This is a genomic window from Kluyvera georgiana (assembly GCF_050990895.1).
GTDB lineage: Bacteria > Pseudomonadota > Gammaproteobacteria > Enterobacterales > Enterobacteriaceae > Kluyvera > Kluyvera georgiana.
Genome location: NZ_CP158865.1, coordinates 291,684 through 313,247 on the forward strand (window position 1 = coordinate 291,684; position 21,564 = coordinate 313,247).

Here is a 21,564-nt window from a genome sequence, read left to right on the forward strand (position 1 = left end):
AACACAGGACTGTTAATTTGCCTGATTTCGTCTATGGTGTAACGACAAAAATTACATAAAAATAACATATTAACCCTAAGGCGAATCGGCCTTGCCGTTGGTGAAGGAACGTGAAGATGTCGACGTCGTCGCGTCAGGTTGGTCAGCACTTTGAGCATTGCCTGAGCATTATTCGCCAGGCCTCCATTGAAATACTCACCCTGCTTAAGCTCCGCGTGACGGAGGGTAAAGATCCCCGCTGGTTTCTGGAACAGTTGGATCAGGCCCGGCTGAATCTCGGCGGTTGGGGGGCCGTCGCCCAACGCCTTGGCATCAACGACAGCCAGCTAAGTGAATTTATGCTGCAGCTGCGTCACCTTCAGCAGGGCATTCCCTCATATGAACACGGGCAAGGGGCGACGGAGAACCAGTTGATTGCGGCGCTGCGCTTTGTCGTGACGCTGGAGCAAATCAAGCAGCAGCAGCCTCTGCTCATGTTCAACACGGGCTATGCCAGCGATGCCGAACAGCCTCAGGAGCCCGCCTTGCGCCAGATTCGGGCCGTTGAGCTGACCCTCCGCGGGCTGATCGGCGAGGTTTGGCCTGACGAACCGCATTTGCATCATTTTCTGAAGTCGCAGTTCGGGGCGCATGAGTGCAGCCGTTGGCACTCGCGAAGTCCGTCGGGCGAACTGCTTGACGGCATGACCTTCAGCGAGATAGCGCTGTTGCTTATCGATAAGAAAACGTTCTCCCGCCATTTCACTTCGTTCTTCAACTATGCGGCCGCGCTGACGTTTCTGGCCGAGCAGCGCTTAACGCTGCACCTGTTCCTTGATGACATTCGGCGGATGCGAAATTCGGTACTTGCCCATCGGGCGTTGGGGGAAATGGAGTGCCTGCTGCTGGACCTATACGCGCAGCAGATTACCGCGCCGGTTCAGCGCGCCTATGAGCAGGGGCGCACCCGCGTTAATCCCGCCAGCCTGATGGCTGCAGACGGCGCTGAGGTACAGCAGTTCTGGGAGCAGGCGCATGACTATGCGCGCGCCTACGGTCAGGATGGGCGGCCCATTCCCGACAGCATCGAGCGGCTGTCGCAGAAAACACGACAGCGCGCCGATACGCGTGACCGCATTCTCGCCGCCTTGCTGTGGTGTGCGGTGGGCGTGACGGTGCTGGGGATGGTGCTGGGCGGCATCTGGCTACTCACCGCGGCGCCCGAGACGGTGCCGTCTACGGTATCATCGATTGAAGAACAGGCAGTCGCTGCGGAGGCTCGTGCGATGCCTCCGCCCCGTGAAATCCTCGCTCGGCGCGGGATTCTTTGGGACAGCAATGCGCTGCGTTCGGCGATCGATAGCAATAATATTGAGGTCGCCGAGCTCTTTTTACGCGGAGGGATGAACTGGCAGTTAGCCTGGACGGATTTGGCGATGTCCGCGGGGCATCAGGCGGTGCTTAATCTGCTCTTACGCTACCGCCAGCAGATGGACGAGCCGAAGCCCTGCCGACGGTTTATCAATACCCTTACGCACGAGATGTCGCAGGGCGCACCGCTTAATACGGTGCGAAAATCCTATCTTCAGGCCTTCTGCACGATCCCGGCGGTCGTGGCCCGTCAGCGGCAGGCGGTGGATAACGCACAGCGGCGCAATCAGGCTACGGGCGATGCTCAAAGCAAAAAATGGCTGCTGATACAGCGATCTATCTATGATGTGATTCGTTAAGAAGGGCGCGTGACGCGCGATGTGACGGATGGTACACCCCGTAACCTCCGCGCATCTCGCGTCACGCAATGCGATGACAGCAGACGATGTTGAGGATGATAAAGAAGTAAAGCTGAGGCGAGATTTTCCGCATGATGGAGCCACGCCACGAGAATAACTTACGCAGCCAGTTTTGCTCTGGCCTGACGATCATGGTTTACGCCTTTTCTGCTGACAGCGCTAAAAGAGTGTCGTAGACCACCTGCAGGCGTTCGAGATAGTGCGTAAACACTCCGGTTTTATCCTGAACGGGAATGCAGCGATCGAGATTGCCATGTACGTCGATACAGGCTGGCGGGAGCTCAATACGCCCCAACGCCTCGGACTCGACTGCAAACTGGATCTGGATTTCACCAAACATACTTGAGCGGATGATATGAATATTAACGCCGCTAAATATGCTGATGCTTAAGCGACCTTTTTCGCTGGGTTGAATTTGGTGATGATACATGCGCTCGGAGGCGGTGATTTGCGTGATAAGCTCCATGGAATAGGTGTTCCAGAATTTATCCATTTTATTGAGGTGGTTGAAAATCAGCAGTGATTTTTCTTCCAGAGAGGTTGTGATATCAGTCATCTTGGGTATCCGCAGCGCGCGAGGCGTCCTATCCTGAATGTAATCTATAGCGGCGCGAATGTTGATGTCGTGCGCATGTTTATGTCTATATAGGATGGGTAATCTGGCCATTGAGCTATTTAATTATGTATGCTGACAAAATAACATATTTCGGATGCGATGACGTGATTGTAAAACGTCAATAATAAAGTACTTGTTCTATACTTATTAATGGTTATTAATGTAATTAATTCGGGTTATTTCTCCCCGGAGATCCCGACTTTAATATAAATAAAGTAAACAGCAGTATAAAAATAACATGAAAAATGGGTACGTGTTTCTAAAAGGTAAATTTGTCGGGGGAGTACGGCGAGCCTAAGCAACAGATGGTGGGAGGCGCTTGCCAGGCCCGCCGTGACGACGGCCTGGCAATAAGGGTCAGACGTAGAGCTCTGCTTTTCCTACTGAGGAAAAGAGATGCATCTTGTGTTCAACCACCTGGCGGGCAGCTTCCATCGGCTTGATGTACAGCGCATTTGGCTCATGGCTATTGCCTTTGAGCTCGGCTTCCAGCGCAACAAAGAACGCCTTCTTCATATCGCTGGAAATATTAATTTTGCCGATGCCATACTTTATCGATTCCGCGACCTCGCTGTCTTTGTTGCCAGAACCCCCGTGTAAAACGAGCGGGATGTTCAGGCGCTGATGAATCTCTTGTAAGCGTTCCAGATCCAGTTTCGGCTGTTTACCTGCCGGGTAGAGTCCGTGAGAGGTGCCAATCGCCACCGCCAGCGTATCAACGCCCGTTTCGGCGACCAGGCGCTCGGCCTGCGCGGGGTCAGTGTAGAGGATCTCGCTATGCCCGCCTTCACCGCTCCCCTGGGCGACGCCAATGGTTCCCAGCTCGGCTTCGACCGAGACATTCACCGTATGCGCGGCTTCGACAACGCGGCGAGTGATCGCAATATTCTCCTCCAGCGGCAGCGCGGAGGCATCAATCATTACCGATGTATAACCGGTGCGGATTGCCCGCATCGCATGTTCAAAGCTTTGACCATGGTCCTGGTGGATCACCACGGGTACCGTGGCGGCGGTGGCCAGTGCGCGCAGATAGCCAATAAAGGCGTCACCCACAAATTCATGCTCCTCTGGATGAATTTCCAGAATAACCGGTGAACGTAGCTTCTCCGCTACTTCGATCACGAGTCTGGCAAATTCGGCAGAGGCGATATTGAAGGCACCAACCCCAAACTGGTTTGCCCGGGCAACGTGAAGCAGATCTTTCATATTTATCAGCATGACTTAGTTCTCCAGAACGGTTTGCGGGGCATCTGCTTTAATGAAGCGGAGGATAAGGGCGGTCAATACCGCGCCAGCCAGAATGGCAAACAGATAGCCCAGCACATGGGTAATAACATTAGGGATGAAAATCACGAATACGCCGCCGTGCGGCGCACGGGAAGCGCAGCCCAGCGCCATCGACAGCGCGCCGGCCAGACCTGAGCCGGCAACAATGGCCGGGATGACTCTGAGAGGATCGGCAACGGCGTAGGGAATTGCGCCTTCAGTAATAAAGGATAACCCCAGCACATAGGTGACTTTGCCGGTCTCTCTTTCCTGAGGGGTAAATTTGCTTTTGAAAAGTGTGGTCGCCAGCGCAATGCCCAAAGGGGGAACCATCCCTGCGGCCATGCAGGCGGCGATAGGTTCGTAGATACCCGTAGACATCAGGCCAATAGCGAACATACAAACCGTTTTATTTAACGGGCCGCCCATGTCGAATGCGACCATCATTCCCATAATTAAGCCCATGATGGCGGCATTGGTATTGCCCATATTGGCCAGGAAGGCTGTTAGCGCTTCCAGAAGCAGTTTGATCGGTTCACCAATCACCAGAATCATCAGGGCGCCGGTAATAAAAACGCTCAGCAATGGCACAATCAGGATGGGTTTTAGTCCCGCTATCGCCTTAGGCAGGTTGATATATTTCGCAATCACGAAGGTGACGTAACCCGCCATAAAACCCGCAAGCAGGGCACCTAAAAACCCAGAACCGGTATGAATAGCGAGCATGCCGCCGACGGCGCCGGACACAATTCCGGCGTTACCGCTGATGGATTTGCTGATGCCCAATGACAGAATCGGTAGCATCAGCGCAAAGGCGGCTCCTCCCCCAATATCAGACAGCATTTTGGCGATGGGACTGAAGTGCGGGTCGCCGGGTGTTGCCGCGGTAATGCCAAAGGAAAAGCTCAGCGCAATTAAGATGCCGCCGGCAACCACAAAGGGAATCATCAGGTTTACGCCCGTGATGAGATGCACATAGGCCTGAGAGAGCCATTTATGCTTTTCTCCTGCGGCGGGCGCGGTTTCAGTGGCTTTCTTTTGACTATCGGCCATGATTTCACCCGGCAGATTGCCGGAAACAATATCCTGTAATAATCCCGCAGCATCCTTAGCTGCACGGGTGACTGACACCTGAACAATCTTTTTTCCCGCGAAACGCGAAAGGTCAATCACCTTATCGGCAGCAATTAATACAATATCTGCGTGTTGAATATCCTCAGGGGTAAACAAATATTCACTTTCAACTGCGCCCTGTGTTTCAACCAGAATATTAAGACCCATTTTCTTAGCATTTTTCTTGAGATTCGCCTCTGCCAGGTAGGTGTGGGCGACACCTGTAGGGCAGGCGGTAATGGCTATAATGTTCAATGTTTTCTCCTCGAGAATTATTATTCTCTGGTGTTGTTTATTATTAAGCTGTAGAGTTCCTGCTGTGAATTAGCATTAAGTAATTTCTCAACAATATCATCGTCACCAAGGGCGATAGAAATTTTAGCCAGCACTCTTATATGGCCAGAACCGCTGTCGGCGTCTTTTACGGCAAAAAGAATGACCAGTTTGACATCGGTACTATCCATGGTTTCCCAATCAACCGTATTTTTTAATTTAGCAACGGCGATACGCGTTTCTTTTACCCACGGTGATTTTCCATGCGGTATCGCAATTTGGTTTTCGAACCCAGTTGAACCTAATTCTTCGCGAGCCAACACATCCTGAATAAATTTTTTCTTATCAGTAATTGCGCCTTCCGAGCACAGGCGGTCGGTCATTTTTTCGATAACATCGAGCTTAGTATCGGCGACCAGGTCAGTCAGTACGCAATCTCTGCTGAGCAGATCGGAAATAACAATTTTATCTAACATCATACTTCTCCTTAAGATCCAGATTCAGGTCGGCCCCTAAACACTCGGTCACGCGGGTAATATCTTTTGTTGAAAACAGGGCAGAAACATAGGCAATTGGAATATTGATATCATCAAGACGGATAGTTGAAATAATAAGATCGCAGGCCTTCTGCTGGAGTACCTCTTTGAGCCGCGCGCCGGGGACAATGTCAACAATATCCCACTCGGGGAAAGCGCGTTTTATGCGGCTGTAGAGCAATTGCGATGTACCTATTCCGCTAGAACAGACCAGAATTATTTTTTTGCTGACCTTTATTTTTTCAATCGCCGCCTGGATGTAAACCGTCAGATAGGCAACCTCATCATCAGAAGCGGAAAGGAGATTGAGCTCGTTGTTTATATTATCGACAGCCATTTTCACCGCCGCAAAAACTGAGGCGAGTTCCTGCCTAATCTCATCGAGCAGCGGATTATGAATAATGATGTTATAGGTCAGGCGATTTAGCATTGGCTTTATATGTGATATGAGCGCATGTCTAAGCACCTGATCGTAGGACAGATCGATATTAAGTGATGCTGAGACGGCCTTGATTAATAACTCGGAATAATCCCCGGCCTTATGACCGGTATAGATATGTTCATCTGTCGAGAGCGTTGTGGAATGAATTCCCGAGGAAACGATATACTGATATATGTAGCTTACCTCAATAGTTGGTAGCGCAATGTTGTATTCGGCTTCAAGCCACTCGATCGCTTTCTCAGCAATATGCCACTCTTTGTTCTCTGCCCGAACATAGTCATCCTGACAATGCTCCTGGTGCTGGTTTTTTGCACGACGAATCGTGACCAAAAGATGAGAGAATAAGTTCGTATAGTATGGCTCACATATTGAACATTGAAGCTCATCTTCAATAATTGATATCAATGTCATGCAATTGGCGACATTTTGTTTACCAAACTCTTTAATCAGCTGAACGCGCGAAAAACGGTCGATACGACTGTCGGTCATCTGATAGTTATTGAGTACGCTATAGGTAATGATATCTTTTAATGCCATGCGAATATTGAAATCGCTGCCTTTGATAAAGGTACCGGTGTGATTCTTTACGATCTTTAAATCAAACGAGGCAATCCAGACTTCGATTTTTCTCAAGTCCGTAACAATCGATGAACGGCTGATGAAATATTTCTCAGCAAGCTCATTAATTGACTGTGGTGCCGGTGAAAGCGTCAGTAAATCGGTGGTAATGCCAATAAGTCTTTTATTTTTTAAAATACTCTGGACGGCATTATCCCCCGGGGTATGCGGCAGGGAAAAGGCTTTATCGCCCACCAGTTTGAGGCCCAGCCCGGGCTTGCTGTCAATCTTGTGATCTTTGTTATGATAAAAATCGTTAATGGTATCAACATCTCTACGCAAAGTGCTGACTGAAATTTTTAATATTTCAGCAGCGCGGTTGGCCGGTAGCCATTCATTTTCGCCCGCCAGTAAATTGATCAGTTGAATTTGTCGTTGGTTCAGCACGTTCATTATCAACCTCTTTGTTGAGATATGGGTGCTTCTTTCATGCTAGTTATAACGGGGGAAGTCAAAACATTAAATACTAAAGGATGGGCACAATAGGAGCAGGAAGGTGAACAGATGTTGTGATGTTGAACAGATCTGAAGAAGAACGGTGATTCGCGGTAGAGGTCAAAGGGTGAAGAATAAAAATGGATAAACGCTCTTCCGCGGATGGTATCCCTATGTCGTTGGCGGGTTAGGTCACCTGACGGCGAATCTCTTCCAGTACCTCATTAAGGATAAACTGAACCCGCCACGGCTGATATTCACGCTTGCGGTAGATAGCGACCAGATCCAGCCACCACTCATATTGTTCGGCAAAGCAGGGGGCTAATACGCCAGCGTGAATATCGGCCTGTACGCTATTTTTCGGTGCAAAGACGATGCCTAAACCATTCCGCGCCAGCTCCAGCGCTGACTGGCTGTTATCGCACACGTAGTGGCCTTTAACACGAAAATCACGCACTTCCTGGCTGCCCGCAAGGCTAAACCGCCAGATATTGGCATCATCAATCATCATCGAATCCAGCAGGATGCAGGAGTGTTGTTCAAGCTCTTCGGGAGCGTTGATCGGGTGCTCCGCGAGGTACTGTGTGCTGGCATAGGCGCTGACCGCATATTTCGTAATAAAGTTGGCAACCAGTGACTCATTCTTTGGGCGCACGCAGGAAAGTAATATATCGCAATCTTCCGGGAAATCGGAACCTTCGTAAAATGATTTACGTTCAAGGTTAAATGTTTTTAAGCAAAGCGTAATGTTGCCAATATCTTTAATTGTATTGACTACATTTTTCGCTAAATAAGCGTTAATCATGGTTGGGGAGTAGATCGTGACGCGGCCATTTTTCTCATGCTTATAATCAGAGATGAAATTATTTAGCTGGTTCTCTTTCTCTAACAGGTCGTTGACGTAGGGCAGCAATGACTCGCCAAAACGCGTTAACGACAGCTTTCGGGAAGTGCGTTCAAAGATCTTTAAACCAATTTTTGATTCAACATCAGCAAGATACTTGCTCACGTTGGCCTGTGCCATCCCGAGTATGGTGGCGGCATGGCTGACGTTTTCGCTGGCTGCAATCACCGAAATTATTTTTAATTCCTGCGGTTTAATCTGGAGTTTTTTCATCACCGGGCTCTGTATATATAAGTTGATATAGTGCTATATAAATATTGAGATTGCAGCGATATAAATATGACCATTATCATATTTGGCATCAGGATATGATATTAGGTTGGAACCTCAGGAATGTCAATTAAGCGTACGGCGATGCTGCTTCTGTCGCTCTCATTTATCGCGGATGCCACGGCGGGAGATTTATCTGTCGGGGCGGGTGTAATATATAATGAGTCGGTTTATCGCGGATATAATGAAAATACCCATGCGGTACCCATTATAAATTACGAAGGTAATTCTTTTTATATTCGTCAGACCACATTGGGCTACGCGTTGTTTAAAGACAAACGTGACGAGGTCAGCCTGACGGCATCATGGCTGCTGACGTTTGACCCGTCGGATAACGACGATCGCGCCATGAAGCAGTTAGACAAGCGTAACGGTACGGCAATGGCCGGGGCGGCATGGTATCACCATGAGAAGTGGGGGAGCCTGAAGTTGTCCGCGGCGGCGGATGTGCTGGATAACAGTAATGGCTGGGTGGGCGAACTGTCCTGGTTCCGCGTGCTGCCGGTCGGGGCTCTGTCTATTACGCCTGCTGTGGGCGTCTATTACTATGACGATAGCTTTAACCGTTACTACTATGGCGTCTCGGGGGCAGAGTCCCGCCGCAGCGGTTTAGCGGCGCGAACGCCAGGGGAGAGCTGGATGCCGTACGTGGGGCTGACGTTGAAATACCCGCTTACCCGCAACCTGATTCTGCTGGCCAACGCCAGCTATAGCGTCCTGCCGGATGAAATTAAAAACAGCCCGATGGTCGACAGGGATGACAGTCTTACGCTGCTGACCGGGGTAAGCTGGCGATTCTGATTATCGCGCTTCCCGGTGACGGGCCATAAAAAAGCCAGACTTTCGTCTGGCTTTTGTCGTTCGGGCCCAGCGCCTTAGCGCATGGTGACAAACTCTTCCGCAGCAGTCGGGTGAATCGCCACGGTATTGTCGAAGTCTTTCTTGGTCGCGCCCATTTTCAGCGCCACGGCGAAACCTTGCAGAATTTCATCCATGCCGAATCCGATGCCGTGAATACCGACAATTTTCTCTTCCGGACCAACGCAGACCAGCTTCATGCGGCATGGCTGACGGTGCGAAGTCACGGCGGTATACATGGCGGTGAAGGAGGATTTATAGACCTTCACGGCATCGTCGCCGTACTGCTCACGAGCCTGCGGCTCGGTTAAGCCAACGGTACCGATCGGCGGATGGCTGAAGACCACGGTCGGGATGTTGCTGTAGTCCAGATGCTCGTCTGGCTTGTTGTTAAACAGACGCTCAGACAGACGACGGCCTGCGGCGACCGCGACCGGAGTCAGCTCAACGGCGCCGGTGTTATCACCCACGGCATAAATGCCCGGCACGTTAGTATTCTGGAACTTATCAACGACGATATAGCCTTTATCGTTGGTTTTCACGCCGGTTGCCGCGAGGTTGAAGTTGTCGGTAGCCGGTTCGCGGCCAATCGCCCAAATCAGGCAATCCACGGTCTGGCTGCGGCCATCTTCCAGCGTCAGGGTCAGGCTGCCATCGGCATTCTTGACCACCGCTTGCGGAATAGCGTTAGTGTGCAGCTGTGGGCCTTCGGCGTTCATCACTTCAACCAGCGTCTCGACGATCAGCGGATCGAAGCTACGCAGCGGCGCATGTTTACGCACGAACAGGTGAGTTTCCGCGCCCAGGCCGTTAATGACGCCCGCCAGCTCAACGGCGATATAGCCTGCGCCGACTACGGCCACGCGCTTCGGCAGCGCCGGGAGTTCGAAGAAACCGTCGGAGTCGATACCGTATTCCACGCCCGGAATATTCGGATGGCTTGGGCGGCCACCGGTGGCGATCAGGATATGATCGGCGGTGATCGTCTCGCCGTTCACTTCGATGGTTTTGGCATCGACGAAGCGGGCAAAGCCTTTGATTACATCAACTTTATTCTTACCCAGCACGTTGTCGTAAGAGGTATGGATACGGTCAATGTACGCGGTACGGCTGGCAACCAGTTTGTCCCAATCAAAGTTATTGATGGTGGTGTCGAAACCGTAGTCCGGGCCATACATATGAATCGCTTCGCGAATCTGCGCGGCATGCCACATCACTTTTTTCGGCACGCAGCCGACGTTAACGCAAGTACCGCCCAGATCTTTGGCTTCAATCAGCGCGCACTTCTGGCCGTACATGGCCGCACGGTTGATTGAGGCGATACCGCCGCTGCCGCCGCCAATGGCGATGTAGTCGTAATGTTTGGTCATGGCCGCTCCTCAAACGTTCAATGTTGAGCGGGTGAGCCTCATGCTCCCCGCCAAAATACTCGCGATTGTATACCTGAAACTGATAGGTTCCACCGATGCCTGCGATTACTCCGGCACGATCCAGTTCACCAGCGTATGACCGATGCCTGTTGGAACCAGCTTGCTGTGCAGCCACGGCAGCACGTTATTCATTTGTGCTTCCAGCTTCCACGGCGGGTTGATGACGATCATGCCGGAGGCGGTCATGCCGCGCTGGTCGCTGTCCGGACGCACCGCCAGCTCAATTTGCAGAATTTTGCGAATGCCGGTCGCTTCGAGGTCGTGGATCATGCGTTTAATTTGCTGGCGCAGCACCACTGGGTACCACAGCGCATAGGTGCCGGTAGCAAAACGCTTGTAGCCTTCGCTAATGCCGCTCACTACCGCCTGATAGTCGGTTTTAATTTCATACGGCGGGTCGATCAGAATCAAGCCACGGCGGGAAGCCGGCGGCAGCTTCGCTTTGAGCTGCTGGTAGCCGTCTGCGCGTTCTACGCGGGCGCGGTTATCTTTCTGGAATTCAGAACGCAGCAGCGGGAAGTCGCTCGGGTGCAGCTCGGTCATCTGCAGGCTGTCCTGCTCGCGCAGCAGCTGGCGGGCAATCAGCGGAGAACCCGGGTAGTAACGCAGTTGGCCGCTGCGGTTGAAGTGCTCAACCACCGAAATATACGGCACCAGCTCTTCGGGCAGATCGTCCTGCTGCCAGATGCGGGCGATGCCTTCCAGGTATTCCCCGGTCTTTTCGGCATGCTCGCCGCTCAGCTGATAGCGGCCTGCGCCTGCGTGGGTGTCCAGATAGAGAAACGGCTTCTCTTTCTCTTTCAGTGATTCAATGATCAGACTCTGAACGGTGTGTTTGAGGACGTCGGCGTGGTTGCCTGCGTGAAAGCTGTGGCGATAACTGAGCATGGATGCGGATATTCCGGGAATTAAACAAGATAACCGATAGTTTACCGCAGATTCGTAGAGATTACCGCTCCCGCGCTTTTATCGCCGTTGGCCAGGAGGAAAAACAAGTAGGCTGTGGAGTCAGAGTATAAACAACGTCAACCGACTGACCCTGGCGCTTGGGTTAGCCTGTTTCACGGCGTCAAGGAATGTGGCAAAGCTTGGATTAAACAGGGTGTAGTTATGCAGGAAGCGAGTCTGTTTGCGCTGTCCTTCTATTAGCCAATTGACCGACCAGACTGAACGGTTACCGATTAGCGTAGTTCCTCGTTTCACCTCAACAATACTGGCGAGCGGTATTGTTGAGGTGATGCTGTCTATGACCTCATAGAGGTTCTGCGCGTCAAAGTAGTAATCCGCTTTGTAGCCGCGAGAACGGCCAAATTTTTGCAGCATCAACGAAGAGGATGAAATTAATTTACGCCCATCTTTCTGATCGGGATGGTTACTCCGATAAAAAATTTTCGGGTGGGAAAAATAAAGAAAACAGTAAATATCAGTACGATAATCGGCAATAACACGGTCATATGCAATCCCTGCATTTTGGCGCTAAAACTATGACTGAAGAAACGCGTACATACAAGCGTACCTGGGTTTAGCGCTTACTTATCCTGGCGTTATTTATTCTGAAAGTATTTTTTTTATGATGATGATAATGGTTTTACTCTTTTTTATCCGTTAAAACGGCGGTCCTTATAAAAGAGAGAGGGAATTCCTTCATGTTCCATTATGGAAAATGTGTTGTTCGTGCGTTGTGCGTCTCACTGGTTTGCTGTTCTCTATCTAGCTGTATTTCATATGGTTTGCTTACGGCTACAGGGGGAGGTAGTGGACATAAATCCACCTGGAAATCAGATACCGTTACCGGGTTGTCTTTAGGTAAAGACAGTAATGGGAAAACGGGATGGGTGTTTGTGGGTAAGAATTATGACTATTTGCTGACTCAGGGAGGCGATAAAGTCGTCGCATTATTAAAAGATCCTGTTATTCACCGGGAAAATATTACTATACAAAACGATGTCCAGTTTCGGATCGATAAGGAGGATAATATATTCATAGGTTGGATTAATTTAACCTACGCGTGGACAAATCAAAAAGATAAAGATGCTGCGATGAGTTATGGATTTAGGTGTAAAAATAGCGGATCACTCTGCATATTATCTTTATTTGTCAACGATCTGGCAGGGACTATCCATGAGAAAAATAAAGATCAGAGTGCTGCACAGCAGTTGTCTTTCCATCATCCATTCAACGTTGAGTTCTACGAGTATAAAAACGGTGTTTCTATGGCTGCGTTGGGTCAAGGGCTATTGCCACTCACTCTGGTGCTGGATGCCGCCACGTTCCCTATACAGAAGGCGATATTCGCTAATTAAGTCAGCGTCGGTGGCGTAAGCATAATCGCGTCAGCACTGGATGCTGGCGCTATAATGATAGCTACACGTGATTGAATTTTATGTCACTCGCCTCCATATTGTCTAAATCGCGAAAAGCGCCTGTCGCGCGTTTTATCCACACTTCAACAGGACCGTGCTAATGACCAATCCGTTACTGACCCCTTTCGAACTACCGCCATTTTCCCAGATTCAGCCCGAACATGTTGTCCCTGCTGTCACTCAGGCACTGAACGACTGTCGCGAGAATGTGGAGCGCGTAGTCGCACAGGGCGCGCCGTATAGCTGGGAAAACCTCTGCCAGCCGCTGGCAGAAGTGGACGATGTCCTGGGGCGTATTTTCTCGCCAGTTAGCCACTTAAACTCGGTCAAAAACAGCCCGGAACTGCGTGAAGCCTACGAGCAGACGCTGCCGCTGCTGTCGGAATACAGCACCTGGGTTGGCCAGCATGAGGGGCTGTACAAGGCTTACCGCGACCTGCGCGACGGCGACAACTACGCCACCCTGAGCACTGCGCAGAAAAAAGCGGTCGATAACGCGCTGCGTGATTTTGAACTGTCCGGTATCGGCCTGCCGAAAGATAAACAGCAGCGCTACGGTGAAATCGCCACCCGTTTGTCCGAGCTGGGCAACCAGTACAGCAACAACGTGCTCGACGCCACCATGGGCTGGAGCAAGCTGGTGACGGACGAAAGCGAGCTGGCCGGGATGCCGGAAAGCGCGCTGGCGGCAGCGAAAGCGCAGGCGGAAGCCAAAGAGCAGGAAGGCTACCTGCTGACCCTGGATATCCCAAGCTACCTGCCGGTAATGACCTACTGCGACAACCAGGCGCTGCGTGAAGAGCTGTATCGCGCCTACTCCACCCGCGCCTCCGATCAGGGGCCGAACGCGGGCAAGTGGGACAACACCCCGGTGATGGAAGAGATCCTCGCGCTGCGTCACGAGCTGGCGCAACTGTTGGGCTTCGAAAGCTACGCCTTTAAATCTCTGGCCACCAAAATGGCGGAAAACCCACAGCAGGTGCTCGACTTCCTGACCGATCTGGCCAAACGCGCCCGTCCGCAGGGGGAAAAAGAACTGGCCCAGCTGCGCGCCTTCGCCAAAGCCGAATTTGGCGTTGAAGAGCTGCAGCCGTGGGATATCGCGTACTACAGCGAGAAACAAAAACAGCATCTGTACAGCATCAGCGACGAACAGCTACGCCCGTACTTCCCGGAAAACAAAGCCGTTAACGGCCTGTTTGAAGTGGTAAAACGTATTTACGGCATCACCGCCAAAGAGCGCACCGACGTTGACGTGTGGAATCCGGAAGTCCGCTTCTTCGAACTGTATGACGAAAGCAACGAACTGCGCGGCAGCTTCTACCTCGACCTGTACGCCCGCGAACACAAACGCGGCGGGGCGTGGATGGACGACTGCGTCGGCCAGATGCGCAAAACCGACGGCACGCTGCAAAAACCGGTCGCCTATCTGACCTGTAACTTTAACCGTCCGGTGAACGGCAAACCGGCGCTGTTTACCCATGACGAAGTGATCACCCTGTTCCACGAATTTGGTCATGGCCTGCATCACATGCTGACCCGCATCGAAACTGCCGGTGTTTCCGGTATCAGCGGCGTGCCGTGGGATGCGGTCGAGCTGCCGAGCCAGTTTATGGAAAACTGGTGCTGGGAGCCGGAAGCGCTGGCGTTTATCTCCGGCCACTATGAAACCGGCGAACCGCTGCCGAAGGAACTGCTGGATAAAATGCTGGCGGCGAAAAACTACCAGGCGGCGCTGTTTATTCTGCGTCAGCTGGAGTTCGGCCTGTTCGACTTCCGCCTGCACGCGCAGTACAACCCAGAGCAGGGGGCGAAAGTCCTTGAGACGCTGGCCGAAATTAAGAAACAGGTCGCCGTGGTGCCGGGCCCAACCTGGGGCCGCTTCCCGCACGCCTTCAGCCACATTTTTGCCGGCGGCTACGCGGCGGGCTACTACAGCTACCTGTGGGCCGACGTGCTGGCGGCGGATGCGTTTTCTCGCTTTGAGGAAGAAGGTATTTTCAACCGTGAAACCGGTCAGTCGTTCCTTGATAACATCCTGACCCGTGGGGGCTCCGAAGAGCCGATGGCGCTGTTCAAACGCTTCCGCGGTCGTGAACCGCAGCTCGACGCCATGCTGGCGCATTACGGCATCAAGGGCTGATTGTTCGCGTGAAAATTTGTTTACTGGATGAAACGGGCGCCGGAGACGGCGCCTTATCTGTTCTGGCCGTCCGCTGGGGGCTGGAGCACGATGACGACAACCTGATGGCGCTGGTGATGACGCCGGAACATCTGGAACTGCGTAAGCGAGACGAACCGAAACTTGGCGGCATCTTCGTTGATTTTGTCGGCGGGGCGATGGCGCACCGGCGCAAGTTTGGTGGCGGTCGCGGTGAAGCGGTGGCGAAAGCCGTTGGCATCAAAGGCGATTATTTGCCGGACGTGGTCGATGCCACTGCCGGGCTGGGGCGCGATGCGTTTGTGCTGGCCTCCGTCGGCTGCCGTGTGCGGATGCTGGAGCGCAACCCGGTGGTCGCCGCGTTACTCGATGACGGCCTGGCGCGCGGCTATGCCGATGCGGAAATTGGCGGCTGGCTTCAGGAACGTTTACAGCTGATTCATGCCTCGAGTCTGACAGCGTTAACCGATATTACCCCACGCCCGCAGGTGGTGTATCTCGACCCGATGTTCCCGCATAAGCAAAAAAGCGCGCTGGTAAAGAAAGAGATGCGCGTGTTTCAGTCGCTGGTGGGGCCGGATCTGGACGCGGATGGCCTGCTTGAACCCGCGCGCCGGTTGGCAACCAAACGTGTGGTGGTGAAGCGCCCGGACTACGCGCCGCCGCTAGCGGACGTGGCCACGCCTAACGCGGTGGTGACCAAAGGGCATCGGTTTGATATTTATGCCGGGACGGCGGTGTAATTCCGGGTGTTAGAAATAAAACGCCTGCTTGCGCAGGCGTTTCACGATGCTCAACGCGAGAGTTATTCTTCTTCGTCGTCGCGCAGCGGAACGATCAGCATATCGACGTGGACCGTGTTGATGAGCTGACGTGCAGACGACATCAGCTTGCTCCAGAAGTCCTGGTGATGACCACAGACGACCAGGTCCATATCGTATTTCTTAATCGCATCAACCAGCACCTGGCCCAGGTCGCCGCTGCCGCTCAGGGTTTCGGTGATTGGGTAACCCGCGTTGGTGGACAGTTCAGTCAGTGCGTGATGGGTCTCTTCGGAGATGCGCTTTTGCATATCGCCAAGATTCACGTCAATCAGCCCGGTGTAGAGATCGGAATAGTTTACGTCGACGTGAATCAGCGAAACTTTTGCATTGTAGGGGCGAGCCATTGATACCGCTTTTTCCACCAGAACTTTGCTCTCTGGGGAAAGGTCGACCGCGATCAAAATGTGTTTGTAAGCCATAGTGTTACTCCTTCCATAAAGTTGTCGATGACTGTTGGACCAGACAGCCCATGCGCTGTCCCTTGCCCGCGTCCTGCGTGCGACTTGCGCGGGGTTTGCCCTTAAAGACCTAATTGTAGAAGATATTTCTACCTTATAGCGGCCTTGAGGCGCCGTCAATGCATCCGGTTCGCCAATTAGTTAAACAAATTTTTCCATCTTACGTATTGATAACGATTAACCTTGTGGTAAAAAATTTAACTGATCTCCTACACTATTTAATGAGCCGTTCGGATAAATAAACGTGATCTGAATCGCACTCTTTTACTGAGGTGTTGGTGGGTTATTGGGGAGCGAGATGTCCTGGGGTCTCCGAGGACTGGTCGCCGGGGAGGAGTTATGATCAGCACGATTGCGCTGTTTTGGGCCCTGTGTGTCGTTTGTGTGGTAAATATGGCACGTTACTTTTCATCGTTGCGTGCATTATTGGTTGTACTACGTGGTTGCGATCCCTTGCTTTATCAGTATGTTGACGGCGGTGGTTTCTTTACCTCGCACGGTCAGCCGGGTAAACAAATACGCCTGGTCTGGTATATCTACGGGCAGCGGTATCGCGATCATCATGATGATGAGTTTATTCGCCGCTGTGACCGGGTCCGTCGTCAGTTTATTTTGACCAGTTCGCTGTGTGGCCTGGTGGTGATTAGCTTAATTGCCCTGATGATTTGGCACTGAGTAAAAAAAAACGGGCCAGTTTCCTGACCCGTTTTCTGTTTGTGCCAAACGCGCTTAAATAAGCTTCAGAGACAGCCAGTACAGCACGCCGGACAGCAGGATCGACGCTGGTAGCGTGAAGACCCAGGCCATCAGGATATTGGTCACGGTTTTTCTTTGCAGACCGCCGCCGTCAACGACCATGGTCCCCGCAACGGAAGACGACAGGACGTGGGTGGTGGATACCGGCATCCCCGTATAGCTTGCCAGACCGATGGAGACCGCGGAGGTCATCTGCGCTGCCATCCCCTGGGCGTAGGTCATGCCTTTCTTACCGATTTTCTCACCGATGGTGGTCGCTACGCGACGCCAGCCGATCATTGTGCCGATACCCAGAGCCAGCGCGACGGCCATGATAATCCAGACTGGCGCGTACTCGATGGTGCTCAGCATGTCGGTTTTCAGCTTCTTCAACAGACGCTGGTCATCGCCGCTCACTTCCGGCATCTTCGCCACTTTATCAGTGGTGTCAGAGATGCAGAGCATGATACGACGCAGCTGGCCACGCTGTTCTACGGAGAGGCTGTCATAGCTCTCTACGTTGGTCAGCATCGCTTTAGCACGATCGAGCGCGTTGATGGTGTTTGCCGGATGGCAGTGAAACTCAACGGCGGCCTCGGCTTCCGGGGTCAGCTTTTCAGCGTTGCTTGCCACTTTCAGCAGCAAATCGGGGTGCTGCTGGAAGAAGGTTTCAACGTTGTTGACCGCATCGCGGGTACGCGTGATTTCGTAGCCGGAAGCGTTCATATTGACCACGAAACCTGCCGGAGCAACGCCAATCAGGACCAGCATGACCAGACCAATGCCTTTCTGACCGTCGTTGGCGCCATGGGAGAATGCCACGCCAATGGCGGAGAGAATCAGAGCGATACGCGTCCAGAACGGCGGCTTTTTCTTACCGTCTTTCTTTTCACGTTCAGCAGGAGTCAGGTGGATACGGGCGCGTTTTTTGGTACCGCTCCAGTAACGGCGCAGCAGGAAAATCAGGCCGCCAGCGACAACCAGACCCACGATAGGTGAGATAATCAACGAAGCGAAAATGTTAATCACTTTCGGGATGTTGAGCGCCTCAACCACTGAGGTGCCGGTCATCAACGCATTGGTTAAACCAATACCGATAATCGCGCCGATCAGCGTGTGGGAGCTAGAAGCCGGCAGACCGAAATACCAGGTGCCGAGGTTCCAGATGATGGCCGCCAGCAGCATGGAAAAGACCATGGCGAGGCCGTGCGCGGAGCCCATATTGAGTAGAAGGTCCGTCGGCAGCATATGCACAATCGCATAGGCTACGCTCAGACCGCCCAATAGAACGCCGAGGAAGTTAAAGATCGCCGCCATCGCAACAGCAAGCTGTGAGCGCATGGCACGGGTATAAATTACGGTGGCAACAGCGTTCGCCGTATCGTGGAAGCCGTTAATCGCTTCGTAGAACAGAACAAACACCAGCGCCAGAACTAACAACAGCCCGGTATGTAAATCCAGGCCAGCAAACAAATGTAACATAGGACGTTACGCCATTTTGAGGACATGAACGCGCGGCATTATCAGGGACATTGGCGGCGCGGGCAAAGTGAAATCTCGACTTTTTTTGATATTTATCCGTATTCGTTAAATGGTTGAAAATAAATATTTCCTTTGTATCAATCAGATAAGTCGGCTTTGTCGAGATTTCACTGGTATGACATCCATGAAAAATTTACACTTCCAGACAATACCTATGTTGAGGATAGTGCGTGGAAAGGTTTGATGCCATTGTAGTGGGTGCCGGAGCGGCAGGAATGTTTTGTGCAGCCATGGCCGGGCAGGCAGGCCGCCGCGTGTTGCTGTTGGATAACGGTAAAAAACCGGGGCGTAAAATCCTGATGTCCGGCGGTGGCCGCTGTAATTTTACTAACCTTTATGTCGAACCCGCGGCCTATCTCAGCCAAAACCCGCATTTTTGTAAATCTGCCCTCGCGCGTTATACCCAGTGGGACTTTATCGATATGGTCGGCAAGCACGGCATTGCCTGGCATGAAAAGACCCTCGGTCAACTCTTCTGCGATGATTCTGCCGAGCAGATTGTTGCAATGCTGGTGGCGGAATGCGAGAAGGGCAACGTCACGATGCGTCTGCGCAGCGAAATCCTCAACGTCGCCCGTGACGAGCAGGGCTACACCTTACAGCTCAACGGCGATACTGTGGCAGCTGATAAACTGGTGATCGCCAGCGGCGGCCTGTCGATGCCGGGCCTGGGCGCTTCGCCTTTCGGCTACAAAATTGCCGAACAGTTCGGTCTGAAGGTGCTGCCGACCCGCGCCGGGCTGGTGCCTTTCACCCTGCATAAGCCGATGCTGGAGCAGTTTCAGGTGTTGTCCGGCGTCTCCGTCCCGTCGGTGATTACCGCTGAAGACGGCACGGTATTCCGCGAAAGTCTGCTTTTCACCCACCGCGGCCTGTCTGGCCCGGCAGTGCTGCAAATCTCGAGCTATTGGCAGGCAGGCGAGTTCGTCACCATCAATCTGCTGCCGGACATCGATCTCGCGGACTTCCTTGATGCGCAGCGCGCCGAGCACCCGAACCAGAGCCTGAAAAATACGCTGGCGATGCAGTTGCCGAAGCGTCTGGTGGAGTGTCTGCAACAGCTGGGTCAGGTTCCCGACGTGACCCTCAAGCAGCTTAACGTGCGCGAGCAACAGACGCTGGTTGAGACGCTGACAAACTGGCGCGTACAGCCGAACGGCACCGAAGGCTACCGTACGGCGGAAGTGACCCTCGGCGGTGTGGACACCAACGAGCTCTCTTCGCGTACCATGGAAGCGAAGAAAGCGCCGGGCCTGTACTTTATCGGGGAAGTGATGGACGTTACCGGCTGGCTGGGGGGCTATAACTTCCAGTGGGCGTGGTCGAGCGCCTGGGCTTGTGCGCAGGCGCTGGCGGAGTAAATTAATGCTGCTGGCTAAACAGCGTCAGCAGCGTCTCCACCTGTTCGTCGAGCGGGGCTAAATCCCGTTTGACGATCAAATGTAGCGGCGTCGCCCGGCGTACGCCATGATTTAGCGGCAGCGGCTTTAATATCCTCTGCGCCAGCTCCTCCTGAATTCTCTCTTCCGGCAGCCAGCCATACCCCACCTGATACAGCACGGCATCAATGGCGGCATCAATCGTCGAGAAGGTCCAGGCATCGTGCGTCTCCTGGCGGCGGCTATCGCTGTCGGCAATGCGGATCAGCGGCCAGGGGCGCAGCTGTTCGTCGCTAAGCGGACCGGTCTGCTGAAACACGGGATGATCCCGATGCGCGACGGCGACAAAATCGATATTCATCAACCATTCCCCACGGCCGGTAATATCCTGACGGCGCGTCAGCACCATCACGTCTGCTTCTGCCTGCACGTTATCGGTGTCGTTGGCGTTCTCCAGCACCTCGGTTAGCCGTACCTGCGTTTGCGGGTAGCGCTGCTGGAACTGGCGCAGAATGGCGAACAGTCTCTGGCGCGGGAAAATGCTGTCGACCACCAAATCCAGCCGCGTGCGCGTGCCTTCACGTAGCGTAGCGGCACGGCTTTCTACCCAGGCAAAGGCTTTGAGCAACGGTTTCACCTGGCCCAGCAGCAGCTCGCCCGCCGGGGTCAGCACCGCGCGACGCCCTTCGGGGACCAGCAAGGCCACACCCAGCCGCTCCTGCAGTAGCGACAGGTTATAGCTGACCGAAGACTGGCTGCGGTGCGTCTCCTCCGCGGCTTTCGCAAAGCTGCCTAGTTCGACTACCTTTTCCAGTAGCGCCCACTGTTCAAGGGTGGTTTTGTGCATGATTGATTTAAAAATTTGATGAATTTAATCCAAACATAGCGTTATTCATTTATTTTTTAAAGCAATAAGATCTCTGCATCGACACAAGGAGATTTAATTATGAGCAACTTTGATAAACATGATTTGAGCGGCTTCGTGGGTAAACATCTGGTCTACACCTATGACAACGGCTGGAACTACGAAATTTATGTGAAAAACGACAACACCCTGGATTACCGTATCCACAGCGGTATCGTGGCGAATCGTTGGGTCAAAGACCAGCAGGCCTACATCGTCCGTGTGGGTGAGAGCGTGTATAAAATTTCCTGGACCGAACCGACCGGTACCGATGTCAGCCTGATTGTGAACCTGGGCGACAAACTGTTCCATGGCACCATTTTCTTCCCGCGTTGGGTCATCAACAATCCGGAGAAAACCGTCTGCTTCCAGAACGATCACATCCCGCTGATGAATTCATATCGCGATGCGGGCCCAGCGTATCCGACGGAAGTCATTGATGAATTTGCTACCATTACCTTCGTTCGTGACTGTGGGGCGAATAACAATAGCGTGATTGATTGCGCTGCCAGTGAATTACCGAAAGATTTCCCGGCGAATTTGCGCTAAGTATTAATACCGACCTGAACGTTCTTTATTACACTAATATTCAACGAAGATTAATTTATTCTGATTATAAAATCTTTGTTGAGTGAACGTTGAATAATGTGAATCAGCGCCCAGTTACG

General features: G+C 52.6%; 21 protein-coding genes. 8 read left to right on the plus strand and 13 right to left on the minus strand.

Annotated elements, in window-relative coordinates:
• Positions 1–116: 116 nt before the first annotated feature.
• Positions 117–1,709 carry an STY4199 family HEPN domain-containing protein gene (locus ABTW00_RS01370; RefSeq protein ID WP_433638361.1) on the plus strand — a complete coding sequence of 531 codons (1,593 nt, stop codon included), beginning with the start codon at positions 117–119 and terminating at the stop codon, positions 1,707–1,709.
• 61 nt (positions 1,710–1,770) lie between these two features.
• Here the strand turns inward: ABTW00_RS01370 and ABTW00_RS01375 are convergent, their stop codons facing one another.
• The 7 genes from ABTW00_RS01375 to ABTW00_RS01405 form a co-directional block, all read right to left on the minus strand.
• Positions 1,771–1,902 (minus strand): bestrophin family ion channel, encoded by a 132-nt coding sequence (locus ABTW00_RS01375; RefSeq protein WP_433638362.1) that lies wholly within the window; start codon positions 1,900–1,902, stop codon positions 1,771–1,773.
• Positions 1,903–1,905: 3 nt separating this feature from the next.
• A complete protein-coding gene (locus ABTW00_RS01380; RefSeq protein ID WP_433638364.1) occupies positions 1,906–2,325 on the minus strand; it encodes a hypothetical protein in 420 nt (139 codons plus the stop codon).
• Between the two features lie 417 nt (positions 2,326–2,742).
• Entirely contained in the window at positions 2,743–3,603 is an 861-nt protein-coding gene (locus ABTW00_RS01385) for a ketose-bisphosphate aldolase (protein ID WP_433638366.1), read from the minus strand.
• Between the two features lie 3 nt (positions 3,604–3,606).
• Complete coding sequence (locus ABTW00_RS01390) at positions 3,607–5,019, minus strand: PTS fructose transporter subunit IIC (protein WP_065356397.1); 1,413 nt, start codon at positions 5,017–5,019, stop codon at positions 3,607–3,609.
• A 20-nt stretch (positions 5,020–5,039) separates the two neighbouring features.
• Entirely contained in the window at positions 5,040–5,513 is a 474-nt protein-coding gene (locus ABTW00_RS01395) for a fructose PTS transporter subunit IIA (RefSeq protein ID WP_065356398.1), read from the minus strand.
• Entirely contained in the window at positions 5,503–7,026 is a 1,524-nt protein-coding gene (locus ABTW00_RS01400; RefSeq protein WP_433638369.1) for a BglG family transcription antiterminator, read from the minus strand. The genes ABTW00_RS01395 and ABTW00_RS01400 overlap by 11 nt, the downstream gene beginning before the upstream one ends.
• A 229-nt stretch (positions 7,027–7,255) precedes the next feature.
• The gene (locus ABTW00_RS01405) at positions 7,256–8,185 is read right to left on the minus strand and encodes a LysR family transcriptional regulator (protein ID WP_433638372.1); all 930 of its coding nucleotides are present in this window, start codon (positions 8,183–8,185) and stop codon (positions 7,256–7,258) included.
• Positions 8,186–8,305: 120 nt separating this feature from the next.
• Between ABTW00_RS01405 and ABTW00_RS01410 the strand changes: the two genes are divergently transcribed.
• Positions 8,306–9,043, plus strand: a complete 738-nt coding sequence (locus ABTW00_RS01410) for a MipA/OmpV family protein (RefSeq protein ID WP_433638375.1) — start codon at positions 8,306–8,308, stop codon at positions 9,041–9,043.
• A gap of 74 nt (positions 9,044–9,117) precedes the next feature.
• On the opposite strand, the gene gorA is transcribed toward ABTW00_RS01410, so the two are convergent.
• The 3 genes from gorA to ABTW00_RS01425 all read right to left on the minus strand — a co-directional run bounded on the left by gorA (position 9,118) and on the right by ABTW00_RS01425 (position 11,853).
• Positions 9,118–10,470, minus strand: coding sequence for a glutathione-disulfide reductase (gorA, locus tag ABTW00_RS01415; protein ID WP_433638378.1), 1,353 nt, complete (start codon positions 10,468–10,470; stop codon positions 9,118–9,120).
• 105 nt (positions 10,471–10,575) lie between these two features.
• Positions 10,576–11,418, minus strand: a complete 843-nt coding sequence (locus ABTW00_RS01420) for a 23S rRNA (adenine(2030)-N(6))-methyltransferase RlmJ (protein WP_064541271.1) — start codon at positions 11,416–11,418, stop codon at positions 10,576–10,578.
• A 120-nt stretch (positions 11,419–11,538) separates the two neighbouring features.
• The gene (locus tag ABTW00_RS01425) at positions 11,539–11,853 is read right to left on the minus strand and encodes a hypothetical protein (RefSeq protein ID WP_433638381.1); all 315 of its coding nucleotides are present in this window, start codon (positions 11,851–11,853) and stop codon (positions 11,539–11,541) included.
• Positions 11,854–12,176: 323 nt separating this feature from the next.
• Between ABTW00_RS01425 and ABTW00_RS01430 the strand changes: the two genes are divergently transcribed.
• The 3 genes from ABTW00_RS01430 (at position 12,177) to rsmJ (ending at position 15,797) form a co-directional block, all read left to right on the plus strand.
• On the plus strand, positions 12,177–12,833 hold the full coding sequence (locus tag ABTW00_RS01430) for a hypothetical protein (protein ID WP_064541277.1): 657 nt from the start codon (positions 12,177–12,179) through the stop codon (positions 12,831–12,833).
• 160 nt (positions 12,834–12,993) lie between these two features.
• Entirely contained in the window at positions 12,994–15,036 is a 2,043-nt protein-coding gene (gene prlC, locus ABTW00_RS01435; RefSeq protein WP_433638385.1) for an oligopeptidase A, read from the plus strand.
• A gap of 8 nt (positions 15,037–15,044) precedes the next feature.
• Positions 15,045–15,797 (plus strand): 16S rRNA (guanine(1516)-N(2))-methyltransferase RsmJ, encoded by a 753-nt coding sequence (gene rsmJ, locus ABTW00_RS01440; RefSeq protein ID WP_433638387.1) that lies wholly within the window; start codon positions 15,045–15,047, stop codon positions 15,795–15,797.
• 62 nt (positions 15,798–15,859) lie between these two features.
• Here the strand turns inward: rsmJ and uspA are convergent, their stop codons facing one another.
• The gene (gene uspA / locus ABTW00_RS01445; RefSeq protein WP_064541286.1) at positions 15,860–16,297 is read right to left on the minus strand and encodes a universal stress protein UspA; all 438 of its coding nucleotides are present in this window, start codon (positions 16,295–16,297) and stop codon (positions 15,860–15,862) included.
• Positions 16,298–16,675: 378 nt separating this feature from the next.
• Between uspA and uspB the strand changes: the two genes are divergently transcribed.
• Positions 16,676–17,011: a universal stress protein UspB gene (uspB, locus tag ABTW00_RS01450; protein ID WP_064541289.1), complete on the plus strand. Its 336-nt coding sequence runs from the start codon at positions 16,676–16,678 to the stop codon at positions 17,009–17,011.
• A 54-nt stretch (positions 17,012–17,065) separates the two neighbouring features.
• On the opposite strand, the gene pitA is transcribed toward uspB, so the two are convergent.
• Positions 17,066–18,553 carry an inorganic phosphate transporter PitA gene (pitA, locus tag ABTW00_RS01455; RefSeq protein WP_433638390.1) on the minus strand — a complete coding sequence of 496 codons (1,488 nt, stop codon included), beginning with the start codon at positions 18,551–18,553 and terminating at the stop codon, positions 17,066–17,068.
• A gap of 230 nt (positions 18,554–18,783) precedes the next feature.
• On the opposite strand from pitA, the gene ABTW00_RS01460 reads away from it, so the two are divergent.
• Positions 18,784–19,974: an NAD(P)/FAD-dependent oxidoreductase gene (locus ABTW00_RS01460; RefSeq protein ID WP_223803734.1), complete on the plus strand. Its 1,191-nt coding sequence runs from the start codon at positions 18,784–18,786 to the stop codon at positions 19,972–19,974.
• A 1-nt stretch (position 19,975) separates the two neighbouring features.
• Here ABTW00_RS01460 and ABTW00_RS01465 read toward each other — a convergent pair whose 3' ends face one another.
• Positions 19,976–20,839: a LysR family transcriptional regulator gene (locus tag ABTW00_RS01465; protein WP_433638393.1), complete on the minus strand. Its 864-nt coding sequence runs from the start codon at positions 20,837–20,839 to the stop codon at positions 19,976–19,978.
• 99 nt (positions 20,840–20,938) lie between these two features.
• Between ABTW00_RS01465 and ABTW00_RS01470 the strand changes: the two genes are divergently transcribed.
• Positions 20,939–21,445, plus strand: coding sequence for a phenolic acid decarboxylase (locus ABTW00_RS01470; protein ID WP_433638395.1), 507 nt, complete (start codon positions 20,939–20,941; stop codon positions 21,443–21,445).
• Positions 21,446–21,564: the final 119 nt, after the last annotated feature.